At 73.4% G+C, this 22,048-nt stretch carries 20 protein-coding genes; 15 read left to right on the forward strand and 5 right to left on the reverse strand.

The window, feature by feature from the left end; translation table 11 throughout:
- Nucleotides 1-12 precede the first annotated feature (12 nt).
- The 3 genes from ACFYXV_RS18210 to ACFYXV_RS18220 form a co-directional block, all read right to left on the reverse strand.
- Complete coding sequence (locus ACFYXV_RS18210) at nt 13-852, reverse strand: GNAT family N-acetyltransferase (RefSeq protein ID WP_389383430.1); 840 nt, start codon at nt 850-852, stop codon at nt 13-15.
- Nucleotides 853-943: 91 nt separating this feature from the next.
- On the reverse strand, nt 944-1,750 hold the full coding sequence (locus tag ACFYXV_RS18215) for a PaaX family transcriptional regulator C-terminal domain-containing protein (protein WP_389383432.1): 807 nt from the start codon (nt 1,748-1,750) through the stop codon (nt 944-946).
- 45 nt (nt 1,751-1,795) lie between these two features.
- Nucleotides 1,796-3,424 carry an AMP-binding protein gene (locus ACFYXV_RS18220; RefSeq protein ID WP_389383433.1) on the reverse strand — a complete coding sequence of 543 codons (1,629 nt, stop codon included), beginning with the start codon at nt 3,422-3,424 and terminating at the stop codon, nt 1,796-1,798.
- A 139-nt stretch (nt 3,425-3,563) separates the two neighbouring features.
- Between ACFYXV_RS18220 and ACFYXV_RS18225 the strand changes: the two genes are divergently transcribed.
- The 3 genes from ACFYXV_RS18225 (at nt 3,564) to ACFYXV_RS18235 (ending at nt 5,826) form a co-directional block, all read left to right on the forward strand.
- On the forward strand, nt 3,564-4,691 hold the full coding sequence (locus ACFYXV_RS18225; protein WP_389383434.1) for an acyl-CoA dehydrogenase family protein: 1,128 nt from the start codon (nt 3,564-3,566) through the stop codon (nt 4,689-4,691).
- Nucleotides 4,688-5,092 carry a RidA family protein gene (locus ACFYXV_RS18230; protein WP_389383435.1) on the forward strand — a complete coding sequence of 135 codons (405 nt, stop codon included), beginning with the start codon at nt 4,688-4,690 and terminating at the stop codon, nt 5,090-5,092. Before ACFYXV_RS18225 ends, ACFYXV_RS18230 begins: the two co-directional genes overlap by 4 nt.
- Before the next feature lie 110 nt (nt 5,093-5,202).
- A complete protein-coding gene (locus ACFYXV_RS18235) occupies nt 5,203-5,826 on the forward strand; it encodes a hypothetical protein (RefSeq protein WP_385460571.1) in 624 nt (207 codons plus the stop codon).
- A gap of 29 nt (nt 5,827-5,855) precedes the next feature.
- Here the strand turns inward: ACFYXV_RS18235 and ACFYXV_RS18240 are convergent, their stop codons facing one another.
- On the reverse strand, nt 5,856-7,238 hold the full coding sequence (locus ACFYXV_RS18240; RefSeq protein WP_389383436.1) for an aminopeptidase P family protein: 1,383 nt from the start codon (nt 7,236-7,238) through the stop codon (nt 5,856-5,858).
- A 190-nt stretch (nt 7,239-7,428) separates the two neighbouring features.
- On the opposite strand from ACFYXV_RS18240, the gene ACFYXV_RS18245 reads away from it, so the two are divergent.
- From ACFYXV_RS18245 to ACFYXV_RS18290, 10 genes are all read left to right on the forward strand, one after another.
- Nucleotides 7,429-9,831 carry a collagenase gene (locus tag ACFYXV_RS18245; protein WP_389383437.1) on the forward strand — a complete coding sequence of 801 codons (2,403 nt, stop codon included), beginning with the start codon at nt 7,429-7,431 and terminating at the stop codon, nt 9,829-9,831.
- A 137-nt stretch (nt 9,832-9,968) separates the two neighbouring features.
- Entirely contained in the window at nt 9,969-11,117 is a 1,149-nt protein-coding gene (locus tag ACFYXV_RS18250; RefSeq protein WP_385460580.1) for an NAD(P)/FAD-dependent oxidoreductase, read from the forward strand.
- Nucleotides 11,114-11,434: a (2Fe-2S)-binding protein gene (locus tag ACFYXV_RS18255; protein ID WP_385460583.1), complete on the forward strand. Its 321-nt coding sequence runs from the start codon at nt 11,114-11,116 to the stop codon at nt 11,432-11,434. The genes ACFYXV_RS18250 and ACFYXV_RS18255 overlap by 4 nt, the downstream gene beginning before the upstream one ends.
- A complete protein-coding gene (locus ACFYXV_RS18260) occupies nt 11,409-12,839 on the forward strand; it encodes an FAD-dependent oxidoreductase (protein WP_389383438.1) in 1,431 nt (476 codons plus the stop codon). Before ACFYXV_RS18255 ends, ACFYXV_RS18260 begins: the two co-directional genes overlap by 26 nt.
- Before the next feature lie 88 nt (nt 12,840-12,927).
- Nucleotides 12,928-13,860, forward strand: a complete 933-nt coding sequence (locus ACFYXV_RS18265; protein ID WP_385460589.1) for a dihydrodipicolinate synthase family protein — start codon at nt 12,928-12,930, stop codon at nt 13,858-13,860.
- A gap of 18 nt (nt 13,861-13,878) precedes the next feature.
- Nucleotides 13,879-14,883 carry a proline racemase family protein gene (locus ACFYXV_RS18270; protein WP_385460592.1) on the forward strand — a complete coding sequence of 335 codons (1,005 nt, stop codon included), beginning with the start codon at nt 13,879-13,881 and terminating at the stop codon, nt 14,881-14,883.
- Nucleotides 14,880-15,926 carry a proline racemase family protein gene (locus ACFYXV_RS18275; protein WP_389383439.1) on the forward strand — a complete coding sequence of 349 codons (1,047 nt, stop codon included), beginning with the start codon at nt 14,880-14,882 and terminating at the stop codon, nt 15,924-15,926. Before ACFYXV_RS18270 ends, ACFYXV_RS18275 begins: the two co-directional genes overlap by 4 nt.
- Nucleotides 15,923-16,885, forward strand: a complete 963-nt coding sequence (locus ACFYXV_RS18280) for an ornithine cyclodeaminase family protein (protein WP_389383440.1) — start codon at nt 15,923-15,925, stop codon at nt 16,883-16,885. The genes ACFYXV_RS18275 and ACFYXV_RS18280 overlap by 4 nt, the downstream gene beginning before the upstream one ends.
- Nucleotides 16,886-16,941: 56 nt before the next feature.
- Nucleotides 16,942-17,655 carry a GntR family transcriptional regulator gene (locus tag ACFYXV_RS18285; RefSeq protein ID WP_385460601.1) on the forward strand — a complete coding sequence of 238 codons (714 nt, stop codon included), beginning with the start codon at nt 16,942-16,944 and terminating at the stop codon, nt 17,653-17,655.
- Between the two features lie 63 nt (nt 17,656-17,718).
- Nucleotides 17,719-18,153 (forward strand): cytidine deaminase family protein, encoded by a 435-nt coding sequence (locus ACFYXV_RS18290; RefSeq protein WP_385460604.1) that lies wholly within the window; start codon nt 17,719-17,721, stop codon nt 18,151-18,153.
- A 191-nt stretch (nt 18,154-18,344) separates the two neighbouring features.
- On the opposite strand, the gene ACFYXV_RS18295 is transcribed toward ACFYXV_RS18290, so the two are convergent.
- Nucleotides 18,345-19,292 carry an SMP-30/gluconolactonase/LRE family protein gene (locus ACFYXV_RS18295; protein ID WP_385460607.1) on the reverse strand — a complete coding sequence of 316 codons (948 nt, stop codon included), beginning with the start codon at nt 19,290-19,292 and terminating at the stop codon, nt 18,345-18,347.
- Between the two features lie 155 nt (nt 19,293-19,447).
- Here ACFYXV_RS18295 and ACFYXV_RS18300 point away from each other — a divergent pair, with 155 nt between their 5' ends.
- A complete protein-coding gene (locus tag ACFYXV_RS18300) occupies nt 19,448-20,098 on the forward strand; it encodes an HAD family hydrolase (protein ID WP_389383441.1) in 651 nt (216 codons plus the stop codon).
- Between the two features lie 201 nt (nt 20,099-20,299).
- The gene (locus tag ACFYXV_RS18305) at nt 20,300-22,042 is read left to right on the forward strand and encodes an ABC transporter substrate-binding protein (RefSeq protein WP_389383443.1); all 1,743 of its coding nucleotides are present in this window, start codon (nt 20,300-20,302) and stop codon (nt 22,040-22,042) included.
- Nucleotides 22,043-22,048: the final 6 nt, after the last annotated feature.

Consider the following 22,048-nt stretch of genomic DNA (forward strand, 5'->3'; position numbering starts at 1 on the left):
GGGCCGGACGGCTCACAGCGCGGCCACCTCGACCCGGTCCTCCACCGGGGCGTAGCCCAGGCGCCGGTAGACGCCGTTGCTGGTCGCATTGGCCAGGTCGGTGAAGAGCAGCACCTCCGAGGCGCCGGCCGCGTACGCCGCCCCGCTGACCGCGTGCGTGACCCCCGCCGCGTACCCGCGCCCGCGCAGCCCGGGCGGGGTGTACACCGGGCCGACGCGGCAGGCCGGGCCGATCACGCGGAAGAACCCGGCCATGGCCACCGGCCGCCCGCCGTGCTCCCACAGCAGCGCGCCCCCGTACGAGAGCCGGTCGCGCAGGGCGGCCTCGGAAGGGCCGCCCGGCTGCCCGGTCTCCCGCTTGAACGCCCCGGTCCAGTCCAGCAGCAGCGGCAGATCGGCGTCGGTGGCGGTCCGGGCCCGGCCGGGCGGGGCGGGGTCCGGGGCACGCAGTCCGGCGAGCCGGTACAGCCGGCTCTCCACGGTGACCTCGCTCGGCCTGCCCCAGGCCTCGGCCAGCGCCCCGGCGTCGCGGCGCCGGGCGTTCAGCGCCCCGACCCCGGCGAGCAGCGGCTCGGTGGCGAGGGCGGTCGCCAGCCCGCGCACGGCCCGCTCGGGCAGCGCCCCGATCAGCAGCGGGTGCGGCGGGGTGCACAGCAGGGCGCCGGCGACGCCCCCGTCGGCCCCGGTCCACCAGCCGAAGAACGGCTCGGCCGACCCGTAGGCGTGCCGGCCGCGCCGCTCCAGCGCGTCCAGCACCGTCAGCAGGGTGGTGTTGGACACGGGCTCGGCGGCCACGGCAGGGCCCGCCGCGGCCCGGAAGGCCGCCAGATCATGGGTGAAGGTCCAGGTCATGGCTCATGATGGCGGCGGGCCGTCCCCTCTCGCACGGGGATTTCCCCCCGGGCGCAGGGCGGCCGGTGCGGCTCAGGGCCGCCGGAGCGGCTCAGGGTTCGAGGAACCCCGCCCCGATGTCCCGCAGCCGGTCGTGCAGGTCGGTGAAGACCGCGGCCGCGCGGTCGCCCGGCCAGTCCGCGGGCAGCAGTTCCCGCGGCAGCCCCGGGTCGGCGTACGGCAGGCGCCGCCAGCTGTCCAGGGCGAGCAGGTAGCCGCGGTAGGCCTCCTCCGCGGTGGGGGCCGGGCCCGTCTGCAGGGCGCGCAGCACCGGCTCGTGCAGGTCCAGGAACTCCTCGTGCTGCTTGGCCAGTGAGGTCAGGTCCCACCACCGGGCCACGGCTTCGGCGGTCGGGGCGAAGCCGAGGTGGCCGCCGCGGAACAGCTCCACGTACGCCGTCAGGTGCAGCCGGTCCAGGGTGTGCCCGGTCTCCTCGTACAGGTGGGCCGGGGCGATCCACACCCCCGGCGCCACCGCGCCGAAGCCCAGGCGGGCGAGGCGCGAACGCAGCAGGTGCCGCTTGTGCCGCTCCTGCTCCGGTACGGAGAACACCGCCAGCAGCCATTCCCCCGCGGGCTCGGCACCCCGCTCCCCGTAGATCCTCCGGTCGCCGTCGTCCAGCAGCTGGCGGGCCTCGGCCGAGAGCTCGTACCCCGCCGAGCCGTCCACGGCGCGCCCGGGCAGCAGGAAGCCGCGCCGCTTCAGCCGGGAGACCGACGAGCGGACCGACGGGGCGTCCACACCGGCCGCGCCCAGCAGGCGGACCAGCGCGGACACCGGGACCGGCCCCTCGAAGGACCGCCCGTAGGCGCCGTAGAACGTCACGATCAAAGACCGCGGAGTGTGCTGCTCGACCACGGCATCACTCTAGGGGCCGGACACCCCTTGCGGGCGTCCTGCCGGTCAGGGCGGGTTCACGGCGTCGCGCAGCCGGAACCGCTGCAGTTTGCCCGTCGCCGTCCGGGGGAGGGCCGGCAGGAAGACGAAGGCGCGCGGGCACTTGTACGGGGCCAGCTCCGCCCGCATGAACGCCCGCAGCTCCTCCTCGCCCAGCTGCGCGCCCGCCCGCGCGACGGCGTACGCCACCACGATCTGCCCGCGCCGCTCGTCCGGGCGCCCCACCACCGCCGCCTCCACCACGTCCGGGTGGCGCAGCAGGGCTTCCTCCACCTCCGGGCCCGCGATGTTGTAACCCGCCGAGACGATCATGTCGTCGGCCCGGGCGACGTACCGGAAGTAGCCCTCCGGATCGCGGACGTAGGTGTCCCCGGTCAGGTTCCAGCCGTCCCGGACGTACTCCTCCTGCCGCGGATCCGCCAGATAGCGGCAGCCCACCGGGCCGCGCACCGCCAGCAGCCCCGGCTCGTTGTCCGCGACCGGCCGCCCGGAGGCGTCCACCACCCGGGCCTGCCAGCCCGGCACCACGCGGCCGGTCGTCCCCGGGCGGATGTCCTCGTCGGCCGCGGAGATGAAGATGTGCAGCAGTTCGGTGGCGCCGATGCCGTTGATGATCCGCAGTCCGGTGCGCTCGTACCAGGCCTGCCAGGTGGCCGCCGGGAGGTTCTCGCCCGCCGAGACGCAGCGGCGCAGCGCGGACAGGTCGTACGGGCCCACCTGGTCCGGGCCCAGCTCGTCCAGCATCGCCCGGTACGCGGTCGGCGCGGTGAACAGCACCGAGACCCGGTGCTGCGCGAGGGCCGGCAGCAGCCGGCGCGGGACCGCCTGGTCGAGCAGCAGCGCGGAGGCCCCGGCGCGCAGCGGGAAGACGACCAGGCCGCCGAGCCCGAAGGTGAAGCCGAGCGGCGGACTGCCCGCGAAGACGTCGTCGGGGCGGGGGCGCAGCACGTTGTGGGAGAAGGTGTCGGCGACCGAGAGCAGATCGCGGTGGAAGTGCATGCAGCCCTTGGGGCGGCCCGTGGTGCCCGAGGTGAAGGCGATCAGGGCCACGTCGTCGGCGGAGGTCTCCACGGCGGGGAACGGCGCCGTGTGCCGGTCGGCCAGCCGCAGCAGATCGTCCGCGTCCTCCCCGCCGTACGGGGTGATCCGCAGGCCGGGCACCTCCGCCTTGGCCAGGTCGTCCAGCACGTCCACGTGGCACAGCGCGTGCCGCACCCGGGCCATCGCGCAGACCGTGGCCAGCTCCTGCGCCCGCTGCTGGGCGAGCACGGTCACCGCCACCGCGCCCGCCTTCATCACCGCGAGCCAGCAGGCGGCGAGCCAGGGGCCGGTCGGGCCGCGCAGGAGGACCCGGTTGCCCGGGACCACGCCGAGGTCGGCCGTGAGCACGTGGGCGATGCGGTCGACGCGTCTGCGCAGGCCCGCGTACGACCACACCTCGCCGGTGCCGCTGCGGAAGGCGGGGCGGTCGGGACCGAACCGCTCGATGGTGGCGTCGAGCAGCTCCGCGCCGCAGTTGAGCCGGTCCGGGTAGGCCAGTTCGGGGAGCTCGAAGAGGAGCCGCGGCCAGGCGTGCGGCGGCGGCAGATGGTCGCGCGCGAAGGTGTCGGCGTGGGCGGAAGGCTTGAGCTCCAAGGCGGGTTCGCCCCCTTGCAACGACAGCGGCTCCCCGGGTGAGGGGCCGAAGTGGCGGAGCGGGCCGTGCGAGTGCGCTACGAGCGTATCGTGATGGTGACGGCAGTCAACAGGACGCGATAGAAGCGGGGATGTTCGGATGACCGGATTCGCGCTCGGGGCGGAACAAGAGGAGTGGTGCGGGCAACTGCGCGCGCTGGCGGCGGACCGGCTGCGCCCGCTCGCCGACAAGGGGGAGCCGGGGCGGGTCAACCGCCCGCTGCTCGCGGCGCTGGGCGAGCTGGGCCTGCTGGAGCGGGTCTTCACCTCGGGGGCGCTGGAGCTGTGCCTGCTGCGCGAATCCCTCGCGTACGGGTGCACGGAGGCGGAGACGGCCCTCGCCCTGCAAGGCCTGGGGGCGCATCCGGTGCTCGCCTCGGGTACGCCGGAGCAGCGGGAGCGCTGGCTGCCGGAGGTACGGGCCGGGCGGGCGGTGGCGGCCTTCGCGCTGAGCGAGCCGGGGGCCGGCTCGGACGCGGCGGCGCTGGCGCTGGAGGCCGTACGGGACGGGGGCGGGGAGCCCGGTGGCGGCGGCTGGCGGCTCAGCGGGGAGAAGTGCTGGATCTCCAACGCCCCCGAGGCGGACTTCTACACGGTGTTCGCCCGCACGGGCGAGGGCCCGGCCGCCAAGGGGGTCACCGCCTTCCTGGTCCCGGCCGACCGGCCCGGGCTCTCCGGCGAGCCCCTGGACATGCTCTCCCCGCATCCGATCGGCCGGCTGTCCTTCGACGGGGTCCCGGTCGGCCCGCAGGACCTGCTCGGGGAGCCCGGCCGGGGCTTCCGCGTGGCGATGGACACCCTGAACCGGTTCCGGCCGAGCGTGGGCGCCTTCGCCGTCGGCATGGCCCGGGCCGCCCTGGACGCGACCCTGGCGCACACGGCGGCGCGCCGCGCCTTCGGCGGCGTACTGGGCGACCTCCAGGCGGTGGGCCACCGGGTGGCGGAGATGGCCACCCGCACCGAGGCCGCCCGGCTCCTGGTCTACGCGGCGGCGGGGGCGTACGACTCCGGTTCGCCGGACGTCCCGCGCCGGTCGGCGATGGCGAAACTGCTCGCGACGGAGACCGCCCAGTACGTGGTGGACCACGCGGTCCAGCTGCACGGGGCCGTCGCCCTCCAGCGGGGCCACCTGCTGGAGCACCTGTACCGGGAGGTCCGGGCACCGAGGATCTACGAGGGCGCCAGCGAGGTCCAGCGCACCATCATCGCGAAGGAGCTCTACCGGTGAGTCTGGAGCGGATCAATCCGGCGGGGCTCTCCCCGGCGACGGGCTTCTCGCACGCCGTGGCCGCGAGCGGCACCCGGCTCGTCTTCCTGGCGGGCCAGACCGCGCTCGACACCGAGGGCAAGGTGGTGGGGGAGACCCTGCCCGAGCAGTTCGAACGCGCGCTGGGCAACCTGCTGGCGGCCCTCGCCGCGTCCGGCGGGACACCGGCGGACCTGGCCCGGGTGACCGTGTACACGGTCGACGTGGAGGCGTACCGCGTCCACGCACCCGAACTCGGTCGCATCTGGCGCCGGCTGGCCGGCCGCGACTACCCGGCGATGGCGGTCATCGGGGTCGTCCGGCTCTGGGACGAGCCCGCTCTGGTCGAACTGGACGGTATCGCCGTACTCAGTACGGCCTAGTTCCGGTTGCCCCGGCACTGACCAGGTGCCTTTGACAGCGGGCCGAGGAGGAGTGAGGGTGGGAATGACCTTTTTGTAAGGAATGTCTCAATCTTCGGAGGTGCATGGTCATGCGCCGTGTCATCACCGCGACGATCGTGGCAGGAGCCGCGGGCGTCGCGCTCGGCCTGATGCCTGTCGGCGGAGCGGTTGCCGCAGGTCTGCCTCAGACGCAGCAGAACAACTCGGGATGGTGCTCCGACGACTGGCGCGGGAACAGCAACTGGCGTGACTGCTGCGACCCCTCCCGCTGGCACAACTGGAACGACCGGCCCAGCTGGTGCTGGGACAACGACTCGTGGAACAACGGCCGCCACAACAACGCCAATTGGAACGACAACTGGAACAACGGCCGGTGGAACGACAACCGCTCCAACCATGACAGCCGGGGCGACAACAACTGGAGCGGCAACCACGACAACGGCTGGAACGGCAACGGATCCGGCCGCGGTGGCGACGGCGGGGGCGGCCATGACGGCGGTGGCGGCGGAGGCTACGGGGGCGGCGGCGGAGGCGACGGCGGTGGCGGCGGCCACGACGGCGGAGGCGGGGGCGGCTACGGCGGAGGCGGGGGCGGCGACGGTGGCGGCGGCAACGGCGGCGGAGGCAACGGCGGCGGAGGCGGCGGCAACGGCGGAGGCGGCGGGGGCAACGGCGGCGGAGGAGGCGGCGGTGGCGGTGGCGGCGGCCACTGACGGGACCGCCGGCCACTGATCCTCCGGCCCTACCGGCTCTGCCCGCTCTCCAGCAGAGCCCCCATCCACTCCTCGATCCCCGCGACCGTGCGGGGCAGGGCGCCCGACATCAGCCGGGCGCCCTCTGCCGTGACGACCAGGTCGTCCTCGATGCGCACACCGATGCCCCGCAGCTCCGGCGGCAGGGTCTCGTCGTCCGGCTGGAGGTACAGGCCCGGCTCGACCGTCAGGACCTGTCCCTCCTCCAGGACCCCGTCCAGGTAGGTCTCCGCGCGCGCCTTCGCGCAGTCGTGGACGTCCAGGCCCAGCATGTGCCCGCTGCTGCACAGCGTGTACCGCCGGTGCAGATCGCCGCGCGCGTCCTTCAGGACGCCCCACTCCGCCAGCCCTTCCGCGATCACCCGCATCCCGGCCCGGTGGAAGTCCCGGAAGCTCGCGCCCGGTCGCAGCGCCGCGATGCCCGCGTCCTGCGCCGCCAGCACCAGTTCGTACACCTGCCGCTGGACCGGGGAGAACCGTCCCGACAGCGGCAGGGTGCGCGTGATGTCCGCCGTGTAGAGGCTGTCGGTCTCCACGCCCGCGTCCAGCAGCAGCAGATCGCCGCGGTCGAGCCGGCCGTCGTTGCGGATCCAGTGCAGGACGCACGCGTGCGCGCCCGAGGCCGCGATCGTGTCGTACCCCGTGCCGTTGCCCTCCGCCCTCGCGCGCAGGCCGAAGACCCCCTCGATCCACCGCTCGCCGCGCGGGTGCGCGAGAGCGCGCGGAAGCGCCCGTACGACGTCCTCGAAACCGGCGGCGGTGTGGTCGACGGCGAGCTGGAGCTGCCCGACCTCCCAGGCGTCCTTCACCAGGCGCAACTCGGACAGGGCGGCGGCCAGTTCGGTGTCGGTGGCGGCGTTGCGGCCCGCCGGGGCTCCCAGTTCGTCCAGGTGGGCGCAGCGCAGGCCGGTCAGGCGCTCGGCCTCGGCCAGGTCGGGGCGGCGGCCGACCCAGAACTCCCCGTAGCGGCGGTCCCGGTAGAACTCCTCGCTGCCGCCCGAGCGGGGTGAGCGGGGGCGCAGGTACAGCACGGGCTCGTGGCCCCGCGGTCCCGAGGGCTCCAGCACCAGGACGTGGCCCACCTGGTCCTCGCCGGTCAGTCCGGTCAGCCAGGCGTACGCGCTGTGCGGGCGGAAGCGGTGGTCGCAGTCGTTGGTGCGGACCTTGAGCTCGCCCGCCGGGATGATCAGCCGCTCGCCCGGGAAGCGCGCCGAGAGCCGCTCGCGCCGGGCCGGTGTGACCTCGTACGCGGAGACCCGTGCCGCGTCGGGCAGGGGGGACGGCGCCCAGTCGGCGGCCATGAAGCGGGACAACTCCGGTGACACCGGCAGGTCGTGGCTGCCGATGTTGAGGCGGGAGGGGGTGTCGGTCATCGGGGCTCCCTCAAGAAGATGCGAACTGGTGGGCGCACAGGGCTTGTCAGTGCAATTTCACATTACTATGTTACAGCTCACACTGCGGCACGTTAATCCCCGTCAAACGCCGGGTGACGCAGGGCAGTTCAGACATTTCACGTCTTCGCGCACCACTTCCCCCACCTCCCCTCCCAACCAGGAGTTCTTGGTGTCCCAGCACAGAGCTGTGCGTACGTCCCTCCTCTCCGCCGCCGTCGCGGTGACGCTCCTCGCCTCCGCCGGCCAGGCCGTCTCCCAGACCGCGGACCGGGCTCCCGCCGCCGCGCCCGCCCCGGCCGCCGTGCCCGGCACCTTCACCTCCGGCGCTCCCGGCGCGAACCCGTTCGACGAGGTCGACCACCTCGCCCAGCCCAAGGAGGCCGTGCCGGCGACGGGCCAGGCTCCCGGCGGGCTGGCCGCCGACGGCCGTGTCCCCGGGGCGGCCCCGGCCGCCGCCCCCGCCGCCCGCCCCGCCGGGGGCGCCGACAAGAGCCGCGAGCGCGCCGCCGCGCCCCAGGCCGCGCCCACCGCGCGCAGCGTCGCCGCGGGCGTCCCCTGCACCCTCGACGGGATCACGGGCCTCGGCCCGGAGCAGTTCGCCGACTTCCTCGCCGACCCGGCCGTCACCGCCGACGGCTGTATGCGCGGGCTCGTCTGGACCTGGGACGCCCGCCTCGCACCCGTCATGGACGACGCGCACGTCCAGGCCGTCGCCCGCCGGATATCCGGCCTGGCCGCCGCCCACGACGGCCGCAACTCCTCGCACCTGGAGGAGATGTTCACGTACCTGCACGCGGCCGTCTACCACGACTTCTCGCGCGAGGAGATCGACCTCACGGACGCCGCGACCGCCGACGCCATGAGCCGCGCCGTCACCGACTTCGGCAACGCGGCCCGCACCTTCGACGCCACCGCCTCCAACGCCCGGACCCTGCGCGAGGCCCTCTACGCCACCGGCCCCGGCATGCGCCAGACCCAGCTCGGACTGATCAAGAAGGTCCTGGCCACCCTGGACGCCTCGCACCCCGCCACCAGCGCGGACGCGAACTGGGGCGGCGCGGCCCTCGCCGCCCTCACCGTCAACTACCTCGGCGTGTACCCGGGCAACCAGGACGCCGCCTTCCACGCCGCGGCCAAGGCCGACCCCGCCTACCGGGCCGCCTTCAAGGCCTTCGCGGGCCACACCCACCTCAAGGGCACCGCCAACGCGTGGGTCGTCCGCGACGCGCTGGGCGAGTACGGCCGCTTCGGCCAGATCGAGGGCCTCCAGGACCAGACGTCCGCCGACCTCGGCGGCCTCCTGGAGCCGGTCAAGGCCGCCTGGGGCGCGGGCAGCGAGCCCTGGGCCAAGATCGTCTCCTGGCTGAACACCTACAACGCGTGCAAGCAGTACGGGGTGTGCAAGGAGGACATCGAGAAGATGCTCTTCCCGAACACGTACACCTACGACAACGGCGGCATCAAGGTCCGCACGGCCCTCGACCGGGCCACCGTCGACCAGCTCTACTACGCGAGCAAGCAGGTCAAGACGCAGTTCCACCGGGTCGTGGGGACCGACCAGCCGCTGGCCGGCGACCCCAACACCACGCTGAACATCGTGCTGTACGCCTCCCGCGCCGACTACGTGACCTACCAGACGATGCTGTACGGGTACGGCACCGAGAACGGCGGCATGTACATCGAGAACGGCGCCACCTTCTACACCTACCAGCGCCGCGTCCCGCAGGACTCCTCCCTCACCCTCGAAGAGCTCTTCCGGCACGAGTACACGCACTACCTCAACGGCCGGTTCGCCGTCCCCGGGTTCTTCGGCGAGGGTCCCTGGTACGAGGGCGACCGCACGACCGCCATGGACGAGGGCACGGCCGAGTTCTTCGACGGCGCCACCCGCGACAACGGCATCGCCGTCCGCAAGTCCCTGGTCAAGGGCATCATCGCCGACACGGCCGGCGGCGGTCCGCGCATGTCGGTCGAGCAGCTGCTCAACGCCACGTACGACGGCGACGGCTTCCGCTTCTACAACTACGCGGGCACCTTCTTCGAGTTCCTGTGGACCGAGAAGCCCTCGCTGCTGCGCGAGATGTACACCCACCTGCGGGCCAACGACGTGGCCGGGTACGACGCCTGGCGCCACCGGATGGGCTCGGACGCCTACCTCCAGCGCGACTACGACCGCTTCCTGGACGCGCAGATCGCCAAGGTCGACCAGCTGTACGTGCCGAACACCAGCTTCACCCCCAACGGCCAGCTGCGGGACGCGGCGCTGGGATCCGTGAAGTCGGCCTTCGCGACCGCCACGTACAACACCCCGGACTGCGTGGAGAACGGGGACCCGGGCAAGCGGCGGTTCACCTGCACCGGCCGGATCACCTCGAACCTGAAGAACTGGCGCAGCGACGACCAGAACTTCAAGGACATGTCGGAGACGGTCGACTACTTCATCCTCGACCGGGCGGGCGCGGCCTCCAACAACCTGGCCGACATGAACTGCTCCTTCGGCCCCGTGGAGGTCTGGACCGACCACAAGGCGGGCACGTCGAGCTACAGCTGCGAGGGTCCGCTGCGCAGCTGATCCGGCGCCGGCGGCCGGTCCCTTCGGCAACGGGGGGCGGGACCGGCCGCCGCAAGCCGGACACTCGGCACCAGGCACTCGGCACCAGGCGCCCCAGGCACCTGGGAACCCACTGAAGAATGTGACATATTACTGTCGTGCCCAAGAGACATCCCCTGGACGTCGTGATCATCGGAGCCGGCGTCGTCGGAGCCGCGATCGCGTACTACGCGGCCCGCTCCGGACTCTCCGTGGCCGTCGTCGACCGCGGTCCCGTCGCGGGCGGCACGACGGGAGCCGGGGAGGGCAACCTGCTCGTCTCCGACAAGGAGGCGGGCCCGGAGCTCGACCTGGCCCTGCTGTCGGCCGGCCTGTGGCGAGAACTCGCCGCCGTCCTCCCGCGGGAGATCGAGTACGAGGCCAAGGGCGGACTCGTCGTCGCCCCGGACGAGGCTTCGCTCAAGGCGCTGCGGGACTTCGCCGAAGGCCAGCGCGGAGCCGGGGTCGAAGCCGTCGAGGCGGGGGCCGGCGAACTCCGCGAGCTGGAGCCCCATCTGGCCCGCGGTCCGGTCGGCGGATTCCTGTACCCGCAGGACGCCCAGGTCCAGCCGGCCCAGGCGGCGGCGCGACTGCTGGCCGCCTCGGGGGCCTCGGTGCACCTGGGGGAGGAAGTGACGCAGATCCTGACCGGGCCGGCGGGTGTGCGCGGGGTGCGCACGCGCGGCGGCGAACTCCTCGCGCCGGCGGTGGTGAACGCGGCCGGAACCTGGGGCGGGCGCATCGCGGAACTGGCCGGGGTCACCCTGCCGGTGCTCCCGCGCCGCGGGTTCGTCCTGGTGACGGAGCCGCTGCCACCGCTGGTGCGGCACAAGGTCTACGCCGCGGACTACATCTCCGACGTGGCGAGCGGTTCGGCGGCGCTCCAGTCCTCGGCGGTGGTCGAGGGGACGCCGGCGGGGCCGGTGCTGATCGGGGCGACCCGCGAGCGGGTCGGTTTCGACCGCTCGCTCTCGGTGGAGGCGCTGCGCCGCCTGGCGACGCAGGCCGCCGCCCTCTTCCCCTTCCTGGCGGACGCCCGGGTGCTCCGTACCTACCACGGCTTCCGCCCCTACCTCCCGGACCACCTCCCGGCGATCGGCCCGGACCCCCGCCTCCCGGGCCTGCTGCACGCCTGCGGCCACGAGGGGGCCGGCATCGGCCTGGCCCCGGCCACCGGCATCCTGGTCGCAGCCACCCTGGCGGGGGAGCGACCCCCGCTGTCCCTGGACCCGTTCCGCCCGGACCGCTTCGCGGAGGACCCCCGATGAGCCAGACCCCGCGCAGCCTCGTCGGCGGTGCGCCGCAGGCGACGTACGTCCTGCGCTTCGACGGCCGCGAGCTCACCGCGCAAGCGGGCCAGAGCATCGCCGCGGTGCTCTGGGGCGCCGGGATCCTCGCATGGCGGACCACCCGCCACGGAGGCGCCCCGCGCGGGGCGTTCTGCGGGATCGGCAGCTGCCACGACTGCCTCGTCACCGTCAACGGCCGCCCGAACCAGCGCGCCTGCCTCGTCCCCGCCCGTCCCGGGGACACCGTCACCACCCAGGAGGGAACGGGCCATGCCGAAGCCGAACCCGGCAACTGATCTCGCCGTCGTCGGCGCCGGCCCCGCCGGGCTCGCCGCCGCGGTCACCGCCGCCGGCCTCGGGCTCCGGGTCACCCTCCTCGACGCGGGGGAGCGCGCCGGCGGCCAGTACTACCGCCACCCCGCGCCGGAGCTCGGGGCCGCGCGCCCCGAAGCCCTGCACCACGGGTGGTCCGCCTTCGCCGAGCGCGAGGCCGCCCTCCGGGCCCACCGGTCGGCCGGCCGCATCACCCACCTCCCGTCCCACCACGTCTGGACGGTGGTCCCGGACGGCCGGGGCGGCTGGACCCTGCACGCCGTCGCCGGCACCGGTCCCGACGAGGAGGCCGCCACCGTGCACGCGCGGGCCGTGCTCCTCGCCACCGGCTCCTACGAGCGGCAACTGCCCTTCCCCGGCTGGACCCTCCCCGGGGTGGTCGGGGCCGGCGGGGCGCAGGCCATGCTCAAGAGCGGGCTCGTACTGCCGGGCCGGCGCGTCGTCGTCGCCGGGAGCGGCCCGCTGCTGCTCGCCGTCGCGGGGTCCCTCGCGGCCGCCGGGGCCCGGGTGCCGGCCGTGGTGGAGGCCGCCGCGTACACCGCGTACGCCGGCCACGTCCCCGCCCTGCTCCGCAACCCCGGCAAGCTGGCCGAAGGAGCCGCCCACGGCAGCGCCCTGCTGCGCCGCCGCATCCGCCTCCTCACCCGGCACGCCGTGACCGAGGCGCACGGCGAAGACCGGGTCGAGGCCGTCACCGTGGCCCGCCTGGACCGGGAGTGGCGTCCCGTGCCCGGCACCGCCCGCCGGATCCCGTGCGACGCCCTCGCCGTGGGCCACGGGCTCGTCCCCCAGCTGGAGCTGGCGGCCGGCCTCGGCTGCGCCACGCGGCCGGCCGCCGACGGCACCGTCGCCCTCGCGCTCGACGCCGAGCAGCGGACCTCCGTTCCCGGGATCTGGTCCGCGGGCGAGACCGGCGGCATCGGCGGCGCCCAACTGGCCCTCATCGAAGGGGAGATCGCCGCTCACTCGGTCGCCGCCCGCTCCGCCGCCCGCTCCGCCGCCGGCGGGCCGCCCGCGCCCGCCGCCCTGACCCGGCGCCGCGCCCGCCTGCGCGCCTTCGCCGGGGCGATGGGCGCCGCCCACCGCCCCGCCGAGGGATGGACCGGCTGGCTCCGCGAGGACACCGACGTGTGCCGCTGCGAGGAGGTCCCGGCCGGCCGGATCCGCGAGGCCGTCTCCGGCCTCGGTGCGCGGGACGCCCGTACGGTCAAGCTCCTCACCCGCGCCGGAATGGGCTGGTGCCAGGGCCGCATGTGCGGACCGGCCGTCGCCGCCCTGGCCGGCGACGGGCCCGCGCCCGACCGGCGGCCCCTGTCCTGCCCGGTCCCGCTGCGCCACCTCGCCGAACTGCCCCCGGCGGACGCCTGATCGGGCGGACCGATCGGACGGCCCGGACCCTTGTGGCCGACTCGCACCCACTAGTAAAATGTCACACACCACTCTAGGGAGCTCTCTCATGACCGACGCGCACACCCCCGCGCCCACCACCGGTACGGACACCCGCACCCGCCCCTGGCACGGCATCATGGTCGCCACCACGCTGCCCCTGCGCGAGGACCTCACCGTCGACCACGACGCCTACGCCGAGCACGTGGCCTGGCTCATCGCCAACGGCTGCGACGGCGTGGTCCCCAACGGCTCCCTCGGGGAGTACCAGACCCTCACCGACGAGGAGCGGGCCCGCGTGGTCCGCACCGCCGTCGAGGCGGCCGGCGACGGCGCCCGCGTCATGCCCGGCGTCGCCGCGTACGGCAGCGCCGAGGCCCGCCGCTGGGCCGACCAGGCCGCCGAGGCCGGGGCCGGTTCCGTACTCCTGCTGCCCCCCAACGCGTTCCGGGCCGACGAGGCGACCGTACGCGCCCACTACGCCGACGTCGCCCGAGCCGGGCTGCCCGTCGTCGCGTACAACAACCCCATCGACACCAAGGTGGACCTGACCCCCGGCCTGCTCGCCCGCCTGCACGGCGACGGCAGCATCGTCGCCGTCAAGGAGTTCAGCGGGGACGTCCGCCGCGCCTACGAGATCGCCGAACTCGCCCCGGGACTCGACCTGCTCATCGGTGCCGACGACGTCCTGCTCGAACTCGCCCTCGCGGGCGCGGTCGGCTGGATCGCCGGCTACCCCAACGCCCTGCCGCGCTCCTGCGCCGAGCTCTACCGGGCCGCCGTCGCCGGGGACGTCGCCACCGCGCTGCCGCTGTACAAATCCCTGCACTCGCTGCTGCGCTGGGACTCCAAGACCGAGTTCGTCCAGGCCATCAAGCTCTCCATGGACCTCGCGGGACGACCCGGGGGCGCCACCCGTCCGCCCCGCTTCCCCCTCACCGGGGAGACCGAGGCGGCCGTCCGCGCCGCCACCGAGAAGGCCCTCGCCGAGGGCCACAACTGACATCCGAGGGAAGCCGGAATGCGTACGCGCCACATCTACCACGCGGTGGACTCGCACACCGAGGGCATGCCGACCCGGGTGATCACCGGGGGCGTCGGGGTGATCCCCGGCGCCACGATGGCCGAGAAACGGCTCCACTTCATCGAGCACCTGGACCACGTCCGGACCCTGCTCATGTACGAGCCGCGCGGGCACTCCGCGATGAGCGGCGCCATCCTCCAGCCCCCCACCCGCCCCGACGCCGACTTCGGCGTGCTCTACATCGAGGTGTCGGGCCTGCTCCCGATGTGCGGGCACGGGACCATCGGCGTCGCCACCGTCCTGGTCGAGACGGGCATGGTCGAGGTCGTCGAGCCGGTCACCACCGTGCGGCTCGACACCCCGGCCGGGCTGGTGAGCGTGGACGTCCGCGTCGAGGACGGGGCGGCCACCGCCGTCACCCTGACCAACGTCCCCTCCTTCTGCGCCGGACTCGACCTGAAGGCCGAGGTCCCCGGCTTCGGCACGGTCACCTACGACCTCGCCTACGGAGGGAACTTCTACGCCTTCGTCGAACTCGACGCCCTCGGGCTCCCCTTCGACCGGGAGCGCGGGGACGACCTGCTCGCCGCCGGACTCGCCGTCATGGACGCCGTCAACGCCTCCGGCGACCGGCCCGTCCACCCCGAGAACCCAGCCATCGCCGGGGTCAAGCACGTCTACCTCGCCGCCCCCGGCTCCGACGCCCGCCGCTCCCGGCACGCCATGGCCATCCACCCGGGCTGGTTCGACCGCTCGCCGTGCGGAACGGGCACCAGTGCGCGGATGGCGCAGCTGCACGCCCGCAGCCGCCTCGCCCTGGGCACGGACTTCGTCAACGAGTCCTTCATCGGGACGGAGTTCACCGGCCGGCTGATCGGGGAGACCACCGTCGGCGGTTTCCCGGCCGTCGTCCCCACCGTCACCGGCCGGGCCTGGATCACCGGCACCGCCCAGTACTTCCTCGACCCGTCCGACCCTTTCCCCGCGGGATTCCTGCTGTGAGCGCCGAGGCGGCCGCCGTACGCACCGCGGACTACCACACCGCCGGCGAGCCCTTCCGGATCGTCGACACCTCCGGGGCCGGCCTGCCGCCCGCACCCGGGGACACCGTCGCCGAGCGCTGCGCCACCGCGATCGGCCCAGGGGGCTCCGGGACGGCTCCGCGCCGCAGCCCCCTGGACGACGTACGGCGCTTCCTCGTGCAGGAGCCGCGCGGGCACGCCGGGATGTACGGCGGGTTCGTCGTGCCCCCGGACGACGACGGGGCCCACTTCGGGGTGCTGTTCTGGCACAAGGACGGCTACTCCACCGCCTGCGGCCACGGCACGATGGCCCTCGGCGCCTGGGCCGTGGACACCGGCCGGGTCGCCGCGCCCGACGACGGGGACGTACGGGTGCGGATCGACGTGCCGTCGGGGCGGGTCGCCGCGACCGTGCACCGCGCCGGCGGCCGCACCACCGGGGTCACCTTCCGCAACGTCCCGGCCCGGGTCGGCGCCCGCAAGGTGCCGGTGGCGACCACGCTGGGCCTGGCGGAGGTGGACATCGCGCACGCCGGGGCCTGCTACGCCTCCGTCGCCGCCCGGGACCTCGGCCTGGAGGTGACGCGGGCCGCGCTGCCCGAACTCGTCCGCGCCGGACAGGAGATCCGGGCCGCGCTGGCCACGCACCCCGGCACCTGGCACCCCGGCGGGCCGCTGCTCTCGGGGGTCTACGGGGTGATCCTCCACGAGGAGCTGCCCGGCACCCCCTTCGGGCCGCACCAGCGCAACGTCACCGTGTTCGCCGACGGGCAGATCGACCGCTCGCCCTGCGGCTCGGGGACCTCGGCGCGCCTCGCGCTGCTCGCGGAGGACGGCCGGATCGGGGCGGGGGAGGACCTGCTCCACGAGTCGGTGGTGGGCACGGTGTTCACGGGGCGGGTGGTGCCGGCGGGTTCCCCCGACGGCCTGGTCACGGAGGTCACCGGCACGGCGTACCGCACCGGAGAGCACGCCTTCTTCCGCGATCCGCAGGATGCCCTCGGCACGGGATTCCTGCTGTGATCCCGCAGTTCGAGGCGGCGGAGACGACCGCGCTGCTGACCCCGGCCGCGGCCGCCGACGCGCTGGCCGGCGCACTGCGGGCCGGGCTGGACCCGGAGTCCTGCCCGCGGCGCTCGGCGGTGGCGGTGCCGGGCGGGGGCGAGCTGCTGCTGATGCCGGCCGCGGAAGGGGCGTACGCCGGGGTGAAGATCGCCGGGGTGGCGCCCGGCAACCCGGCCCTCGGGCTCCCCCGCATCACCGGCTCGTACCTCCTGCTGGACGGGCCGACGCTGTGCCCGCTGGCCCTGTTCGACGGGGCGGCGCTGACCGCGCTGCGCACCCCGGCGGTCTCGGCGCTGGCCTTGCGGTACCTGGCTCCGGCCGGGCGGGCCCTGCGGCTGGTGCTCTTCGGCGCCGGGCCGCAGGCCTACGGACACCTCGAAGCGGTGCGGCACGTACGGGACCTGGCGGGGGTGGTGGTCGTCGGCCGTGACCCGGTGGCCGCGCGGAAGCTGGCGGAGCACGCCCGGGCCCTGGGGGTGCCGGCCCGTACGGGCGCCCCGGCGGACGTGGCCGACGCGGACCTGGTGCTCTGCTGCACGACGGCCCGCGAACCCCTCTTCGACGGGCGGCTGGTGGCCCCGGGGGCGACGGTGGTGGCGGTCGGATCGCACGAGCCGGACGCCCGGGAGACGGACACCGCCCTGGTGCGGCGGGCCGCCGTGTACGTGGAGTCGCGGGCGGCGGCCCTGCGCGAGGCGGGGGATCTGCTGGTGCCGGAGGCGGAGGGGGCGATCGGCCCCGGTCATATCAACGGCACCCTGGCCGACCTGGTGGCGGGCCGGATGCCGGCGGCCGGCGAGCCGGGTTGTCCACAGCTCTTCAAGAGCGTGGGCATGGCCTGGGAAGATCTCGCTGTGGCGGTGGCGATGTATCGCGCCGCCGGAGGTGCCACCACTCGGGGATCAAGCGCAACGTGACATTGTACGCTGTTCCCCTGCACTCGGTGGTGCAAAGCCGGTTCGGAGGAAAAGCAATGGGTGACCTGAAGCAGCACAGCCTCATCAAGGCCCAGGAACGGCTCCGCGACCAGGTCGGCCACGCCCTTCGAGCAGCCCTGATAGCGGGTGAACTGCGCCCCGGCAGCGTCTACTCGGCGCCCGGCCTCGCCGCCGAGCTCGGGGTCTCCGCCACACCGGTCCGCGAGGCGATGCTCGACCTGGCCCGCGAGGGCCTGGTGGAACCCGTCCGCAACAAGGGCTTCCGGATCACCGAGGTCAGCGAGCGGGACCTGGACCAGTACACCGAACTGCGCACGATGATCGAGGTTCCGACCATCGGCCGGATCGCGAAGATCGCCACGGCGGAGCAGCTGGAGGAGCTGCGCCCCATCGCCGAGGAGATCGTCACCAGCGCCCGCGAGCACAACCTCATCGGCTACCTGGAGGCGGACCGCCGCTTCCACCTCTCCCTGCTGGCCCTGGCGGGCAACGACCGCCTGGTCGAGACGGTCGGGGACCTGCGCAAGCGCTCGCGGCTGTACGGACTGACGGGCCTGGACGAGGCCGGAAAGCTGGTCTCCTCCGCCGAGGAGCACATCGAGCTGCTGGACCTGATGATCGCCGGCGACGCGGAGGCGGCCCAAGCCTGCATGGTCCGCCACCTCGGCCACGTCCGCTCCCTCTGGGCCCAGGGCCGTGACGAACCGGTGGGCCGCACCCCCGGAGGCCTCGGCTCGGGCACCCCCTAGCGGTGACCGTGCACCTTCACCGGGTTGCACGGCTCGGGGACGTGTGTGAGTAGTGTCTGCGGGATGGACAGCACGAGGCATCTGCCGACGGAAGAAGATCTGGAGCTGGTCGAGTTCGCCCGGCGCATTGTCGAGGCCAACGGTGACGGTGAGGTGCACACCGTCGGGGCAGCCGTGCGAGACGCGCAGGGCCGGATGTTCGGTGGCATCAACCTCTATCACTTCACGGGCGGACCTTGCGCGGAGTTGGTGGCGCTCGGGCATGCGCGCGCCGCGGGAGCACGCGACCTGGCGACGATCGTTGCCGTCGGTGACACGGGGCGCGGCGTGCTCGCGCCGTGCGGCCGGGACCGGCAGGTCCTGCTGGACCACCACCCGGGCATCCGCGTCCTCGTGCCGGTGGCCGGCGGCATTCGCAGTGTCACGATCTCCGACCTTCTGCCCCACGCCTATGTCTGGGGGGAGCAGTCCGCAGGGTCCGACAGCGCGCTGCGCTGATCACCCGTATCACTTCCCAAGCGGTTGCCGAGGCGGACGCCATCGCCGACGGGTTCCGCGATCTTGCCGAGCTGCACGACAGGCTGCGGTTCCACTACCCGGACATCAAGTCGGCCGATGACACCACCGTCGTTCACTTCCGTCTGACGAGCTGACCCGCCGGCCGGGGCCGGCACCCGCGCCGCGGGGGCTCAGGCGTCGAGCCAGCGGCGGCGCCCCGGGCCGGTCGGGTGCGTGCCGGTGACGCCCATGACCACCGAGTAGAGGCTGGTCTCCGCGGTGATGAAGAGGCGGTTGCGCTTGGCGCCGCCGAAGGCGATGTTGGAGACCGTCTCGGGGACGCCGAGCCGTCCGATCAGGGTGCCGTCGGGGTCGTAGCAGTGCACCCCGTCGTCCATCGCGGCGGCCCAGAGCCGGCCGCCGTCGTCGAAGCGGAGGTTGTCGAAGCGGGCCTTGCCGGGCACCGCTTCGGCGAAGACCCCGCCCTCTGACAGCGTGCCGTCGTCGCGGACGTCGAAGACCCGGATGAAGCCCGCCCGGGTGTCCGAGACGAACAGCTGCCGCTCGTCGAGGGAGAAGACCAGGCCGTTCGGCGCGCCGAACCCGTCCGCGACCAGCCGCACCGCCCCGGTGGCCGGATCGATGCGGTACACGTTGTTGGCGCCGATCTCGCTCTGCGCGCGGTGGCCCTCGTAGTCGCTGGTGATGCCGAAGTCCGGGTCGGAGAACCAGATCGAACCGTCGGACTTCACCGCCGCGTCGTTCGGGCTGTTCAGGCGCTTGCCGTTCCAGCGGTCCGCCAACACGGTGACGGTGCCGTCGTGTTCGGTGCGCGTGACACGGCGGTTGCCCTGCTCGCAGGTGATCAGCCGGCCCTGGCGGTCGAGGGTGTTGCCGTTGGTGTTGCCGGCGGCGTGGCGGAAGACGCCCACGGCGCCCGTCTCCTCGTCCCAGCGCAGCATCCGGTCGTTGGGGATGTCGCTCCAGACCACCTGGCGCCAGGCGGGCAGGTAGACCGGCCCCTCGGCCCAGCGGCAGCCGGTGTACAGGACTTCGAGCGCGTCGTCACCGTTCATGCACCGTCCGGTACGGAACCGGTCGTCGAGCATCTCGTACAGCCCGGGGCGCTGGCTGGTCATGGGGCCTTCCCTTCCTGGCACATGGTGGACCGAATCTCATCTTGTCCATGTCGAAGATTGCAAGACGACATACGGGCTGCGCCAGAATATTTCGAATGAAGAGGTGTGGATCACATGGGGGTGTCCCCGGCCGCCCCATCGCCTACCCTGCGGGAATGATCAAGCCGATAGAACTCGTGATATTCGACTGCGACGGTGTCCTCGTCGACACCGAACGCCTCGCGGTGCGCCTCCAGGTGGAGCTCGGCGCCGAGTTGGGCTGGCCGCTGACCGAGGACGAGGTGGTCGAGCGTTTCATCGGGCGCGCGAAGGAGGCGATCGTCGGACAGATCGCCGAGCGGCTCGGCGCGCGGACGGCCGGGCTCTGGTGGAAGCTGCTGATCGAACGGCACCGGGAGGCGGTCGACCTCGGGCTGGAGCCGGTGGCGGGGTTGCCCGAGGCGCTCGCCGCGATCACCCTGCCGACCTGCGTGGCATCCAGCGGCTCGCACGAGAAGATGCGGCACACGCTGGGGCGCACCGGCCTCTACGGCCACTTCGAGGGCCGCATCCACAGTGCGAGCGAGGTCTCGCGGGGCAAGCCCGCCCCGGACCTCTTCCTGTACGCCGCCCGGAAGATGGGCTTCGACCCGGAGGTGTGCGCGGTGGTCGAAGACAGCGGACCCGGCGTCCGGGCGGCCAGGGCGGCCGGCATGCGCGCGTTCGGCTACTCCGGTGGCCCGACCCCCGCCGGGCGGCTGGAAGGCCCCGGCACCATCGTCTTCGACGACATGCGCAAGCTCCCGGAGCTGCTCGCCGCACTCTGATGCCCGGCCCGCTCCTCCGGCCGGCCGCGCGCCTCCTGGTCGCCCCCGCCCCCCGGCCGTGCCCCGCGTCCCCAACCCGCCTTCGGTGGGCCGGATTTGGACACGGCTGGATAACGGCGACACCAACCTCTTGTCAGTGCAATTTCACATTACTATGTTACCGGTCACATCATAGAGCGCGGCCCTTCACTGGAGTGACCCATGACCAAGCGCACCCAACTCGCCCTCGCCACCACCCTCGTGGCGGCACTCGCACTCGGTGCCTCGGGATGCTCCGACCCCAAGAAGGGCTCCGCGGGTGCCGGCGCGAGCAACCCCGCCGCCGCCAACGAGGGCAAGGTCCTCGGCGGCACCCCGGTCAAGGGCGGGACCCTGACCGTCCTGTCCAACCAGGACTTCTCCCACCTCGACCCCGCCCGCAACTGGGTCATGCCGGCCATGGACTTCGGCACCCGCCTCCTCTACCGCACCCTCGTCACCTTCAAGGCCGAGCCCGGCAAGGCCGGCAGCGAGCTCGTCCCGGACCTCGCCACCGACCTCGGCACCCCCTCCAACGGCGGCAAGACCTGGACGTTCACCCTCAAGGAGGGCGTGAAGTACGAGGACGGCTCGCCCATCAAGGCGCAGGACGTCAAGTACAACGTCGAGCGCTCCTTCGCCCCCGACCTGACCGGCGGCCCCGACTACGCCGCCCAGTACCTGGCCGGCGGCGAGGGCTACAAGGGCCCGCTCCAAGGTCAGCACCTCGACTCGGTCAAGACCCCCGACGACCGCACGATCGTCTTCGAACTGAAGCGTCCTGTAGCCGAGTTCTCCGCCACCGCCACCCTCCCCACCTTCGCCCCGGTCCCGCAGGCCCAGGAGAAGGGCACCCAGTACGACGCCCGGCCGTTCTCCTCCGGCCCGTACAGGATCGAGTCGTACGACCGCGACAAGAAGCTCGTCCTCGTCCGCAACGAGCACTGGGACCCGAAGACCGACACCGTCAGGAAGGCCTACCCCGACAAGTTCGTCGTGGTCATGGGACTCAAGGGCGGCCAGATCGACGACCGGATCATCGCCGGCGAGGGAGCCGACGCCTCGGCCGTCCAGTACATGGACATGCGCCCCGAGAGCGCCCCCAAGGTGCTGCCCAAGCCGGAGGTCAAGGCGCGCATGCTCGCCGAGTCCCAGGGCTGCACCGAGATGCTCTACCTCAACAACTCCCGGGCGCCCTTCAACGATCCCAAGGTCCGCGAGGCCATGCAGTACGCCGTCGACAAGGAGGCGGTGATCACCGCGGGCGGCGGTCCGGCCCTCAACGAGGTCGCCACCGCCTACCTGCCCCCGGCGCTCTCCGGCGGCAAGCAGGCCGACACCCTCAAGATCGCCCCGGCGGGCGACCCGGCCAGGGCCAAGGAGCTCCTCAAGGCCGCCGGCAAGGAGTCCCTCAAGGTCTCCCTCGCCGTCTCCACCGGGGACAAGGGCAAGGCCGAGGCCATTCAGCAGGGCCTCTCCCGCGCCGGCATCGAGGTCGTCGTCGACACCATCGACCCGGGCGCGTACTACGACGTGATCGGCGACCTCTCCACCACCCCCGACATGACGCTCTCCGGCTGGTGTCCCGACTACCCCTCCGGCTCCACCTGGATCCCCTTCGTCTTCGACGGACGCACCATCAAGGAGAAGGGAAACCAGGGCAACAACAGCCAGTTCCGCGACGAGGCCACCATGAAGCGGATCGACGAGATCAACGCCATGGCCGACGCCAAGCAGGCCAACCAGGCCTGGATCGACCTCGACGCCGAGATCATGAAGAAGTCCCCGGCCGTCCCGGTGCTCCTGGAGCGCAAGCCGCTGCTCGTCGGCCCCAACATCGCCGGCGCCTACGGCCACCCCGTGTGGACCGGCACCATCGACTACGCGACCGTCGGTCTCAAGGACCCCTCGAAGAGCCAGGGCTGAGGGACA

The organism is Streptomyces sp. NPDC002181 (genome assembly GCF_042890485.1).
Taxonomy (GTDB): domain Bacteria; phylum Actinomycetota; class Actinomycetes; order Streptomycetales; family Streptomycetaceae; genus Streptomyces.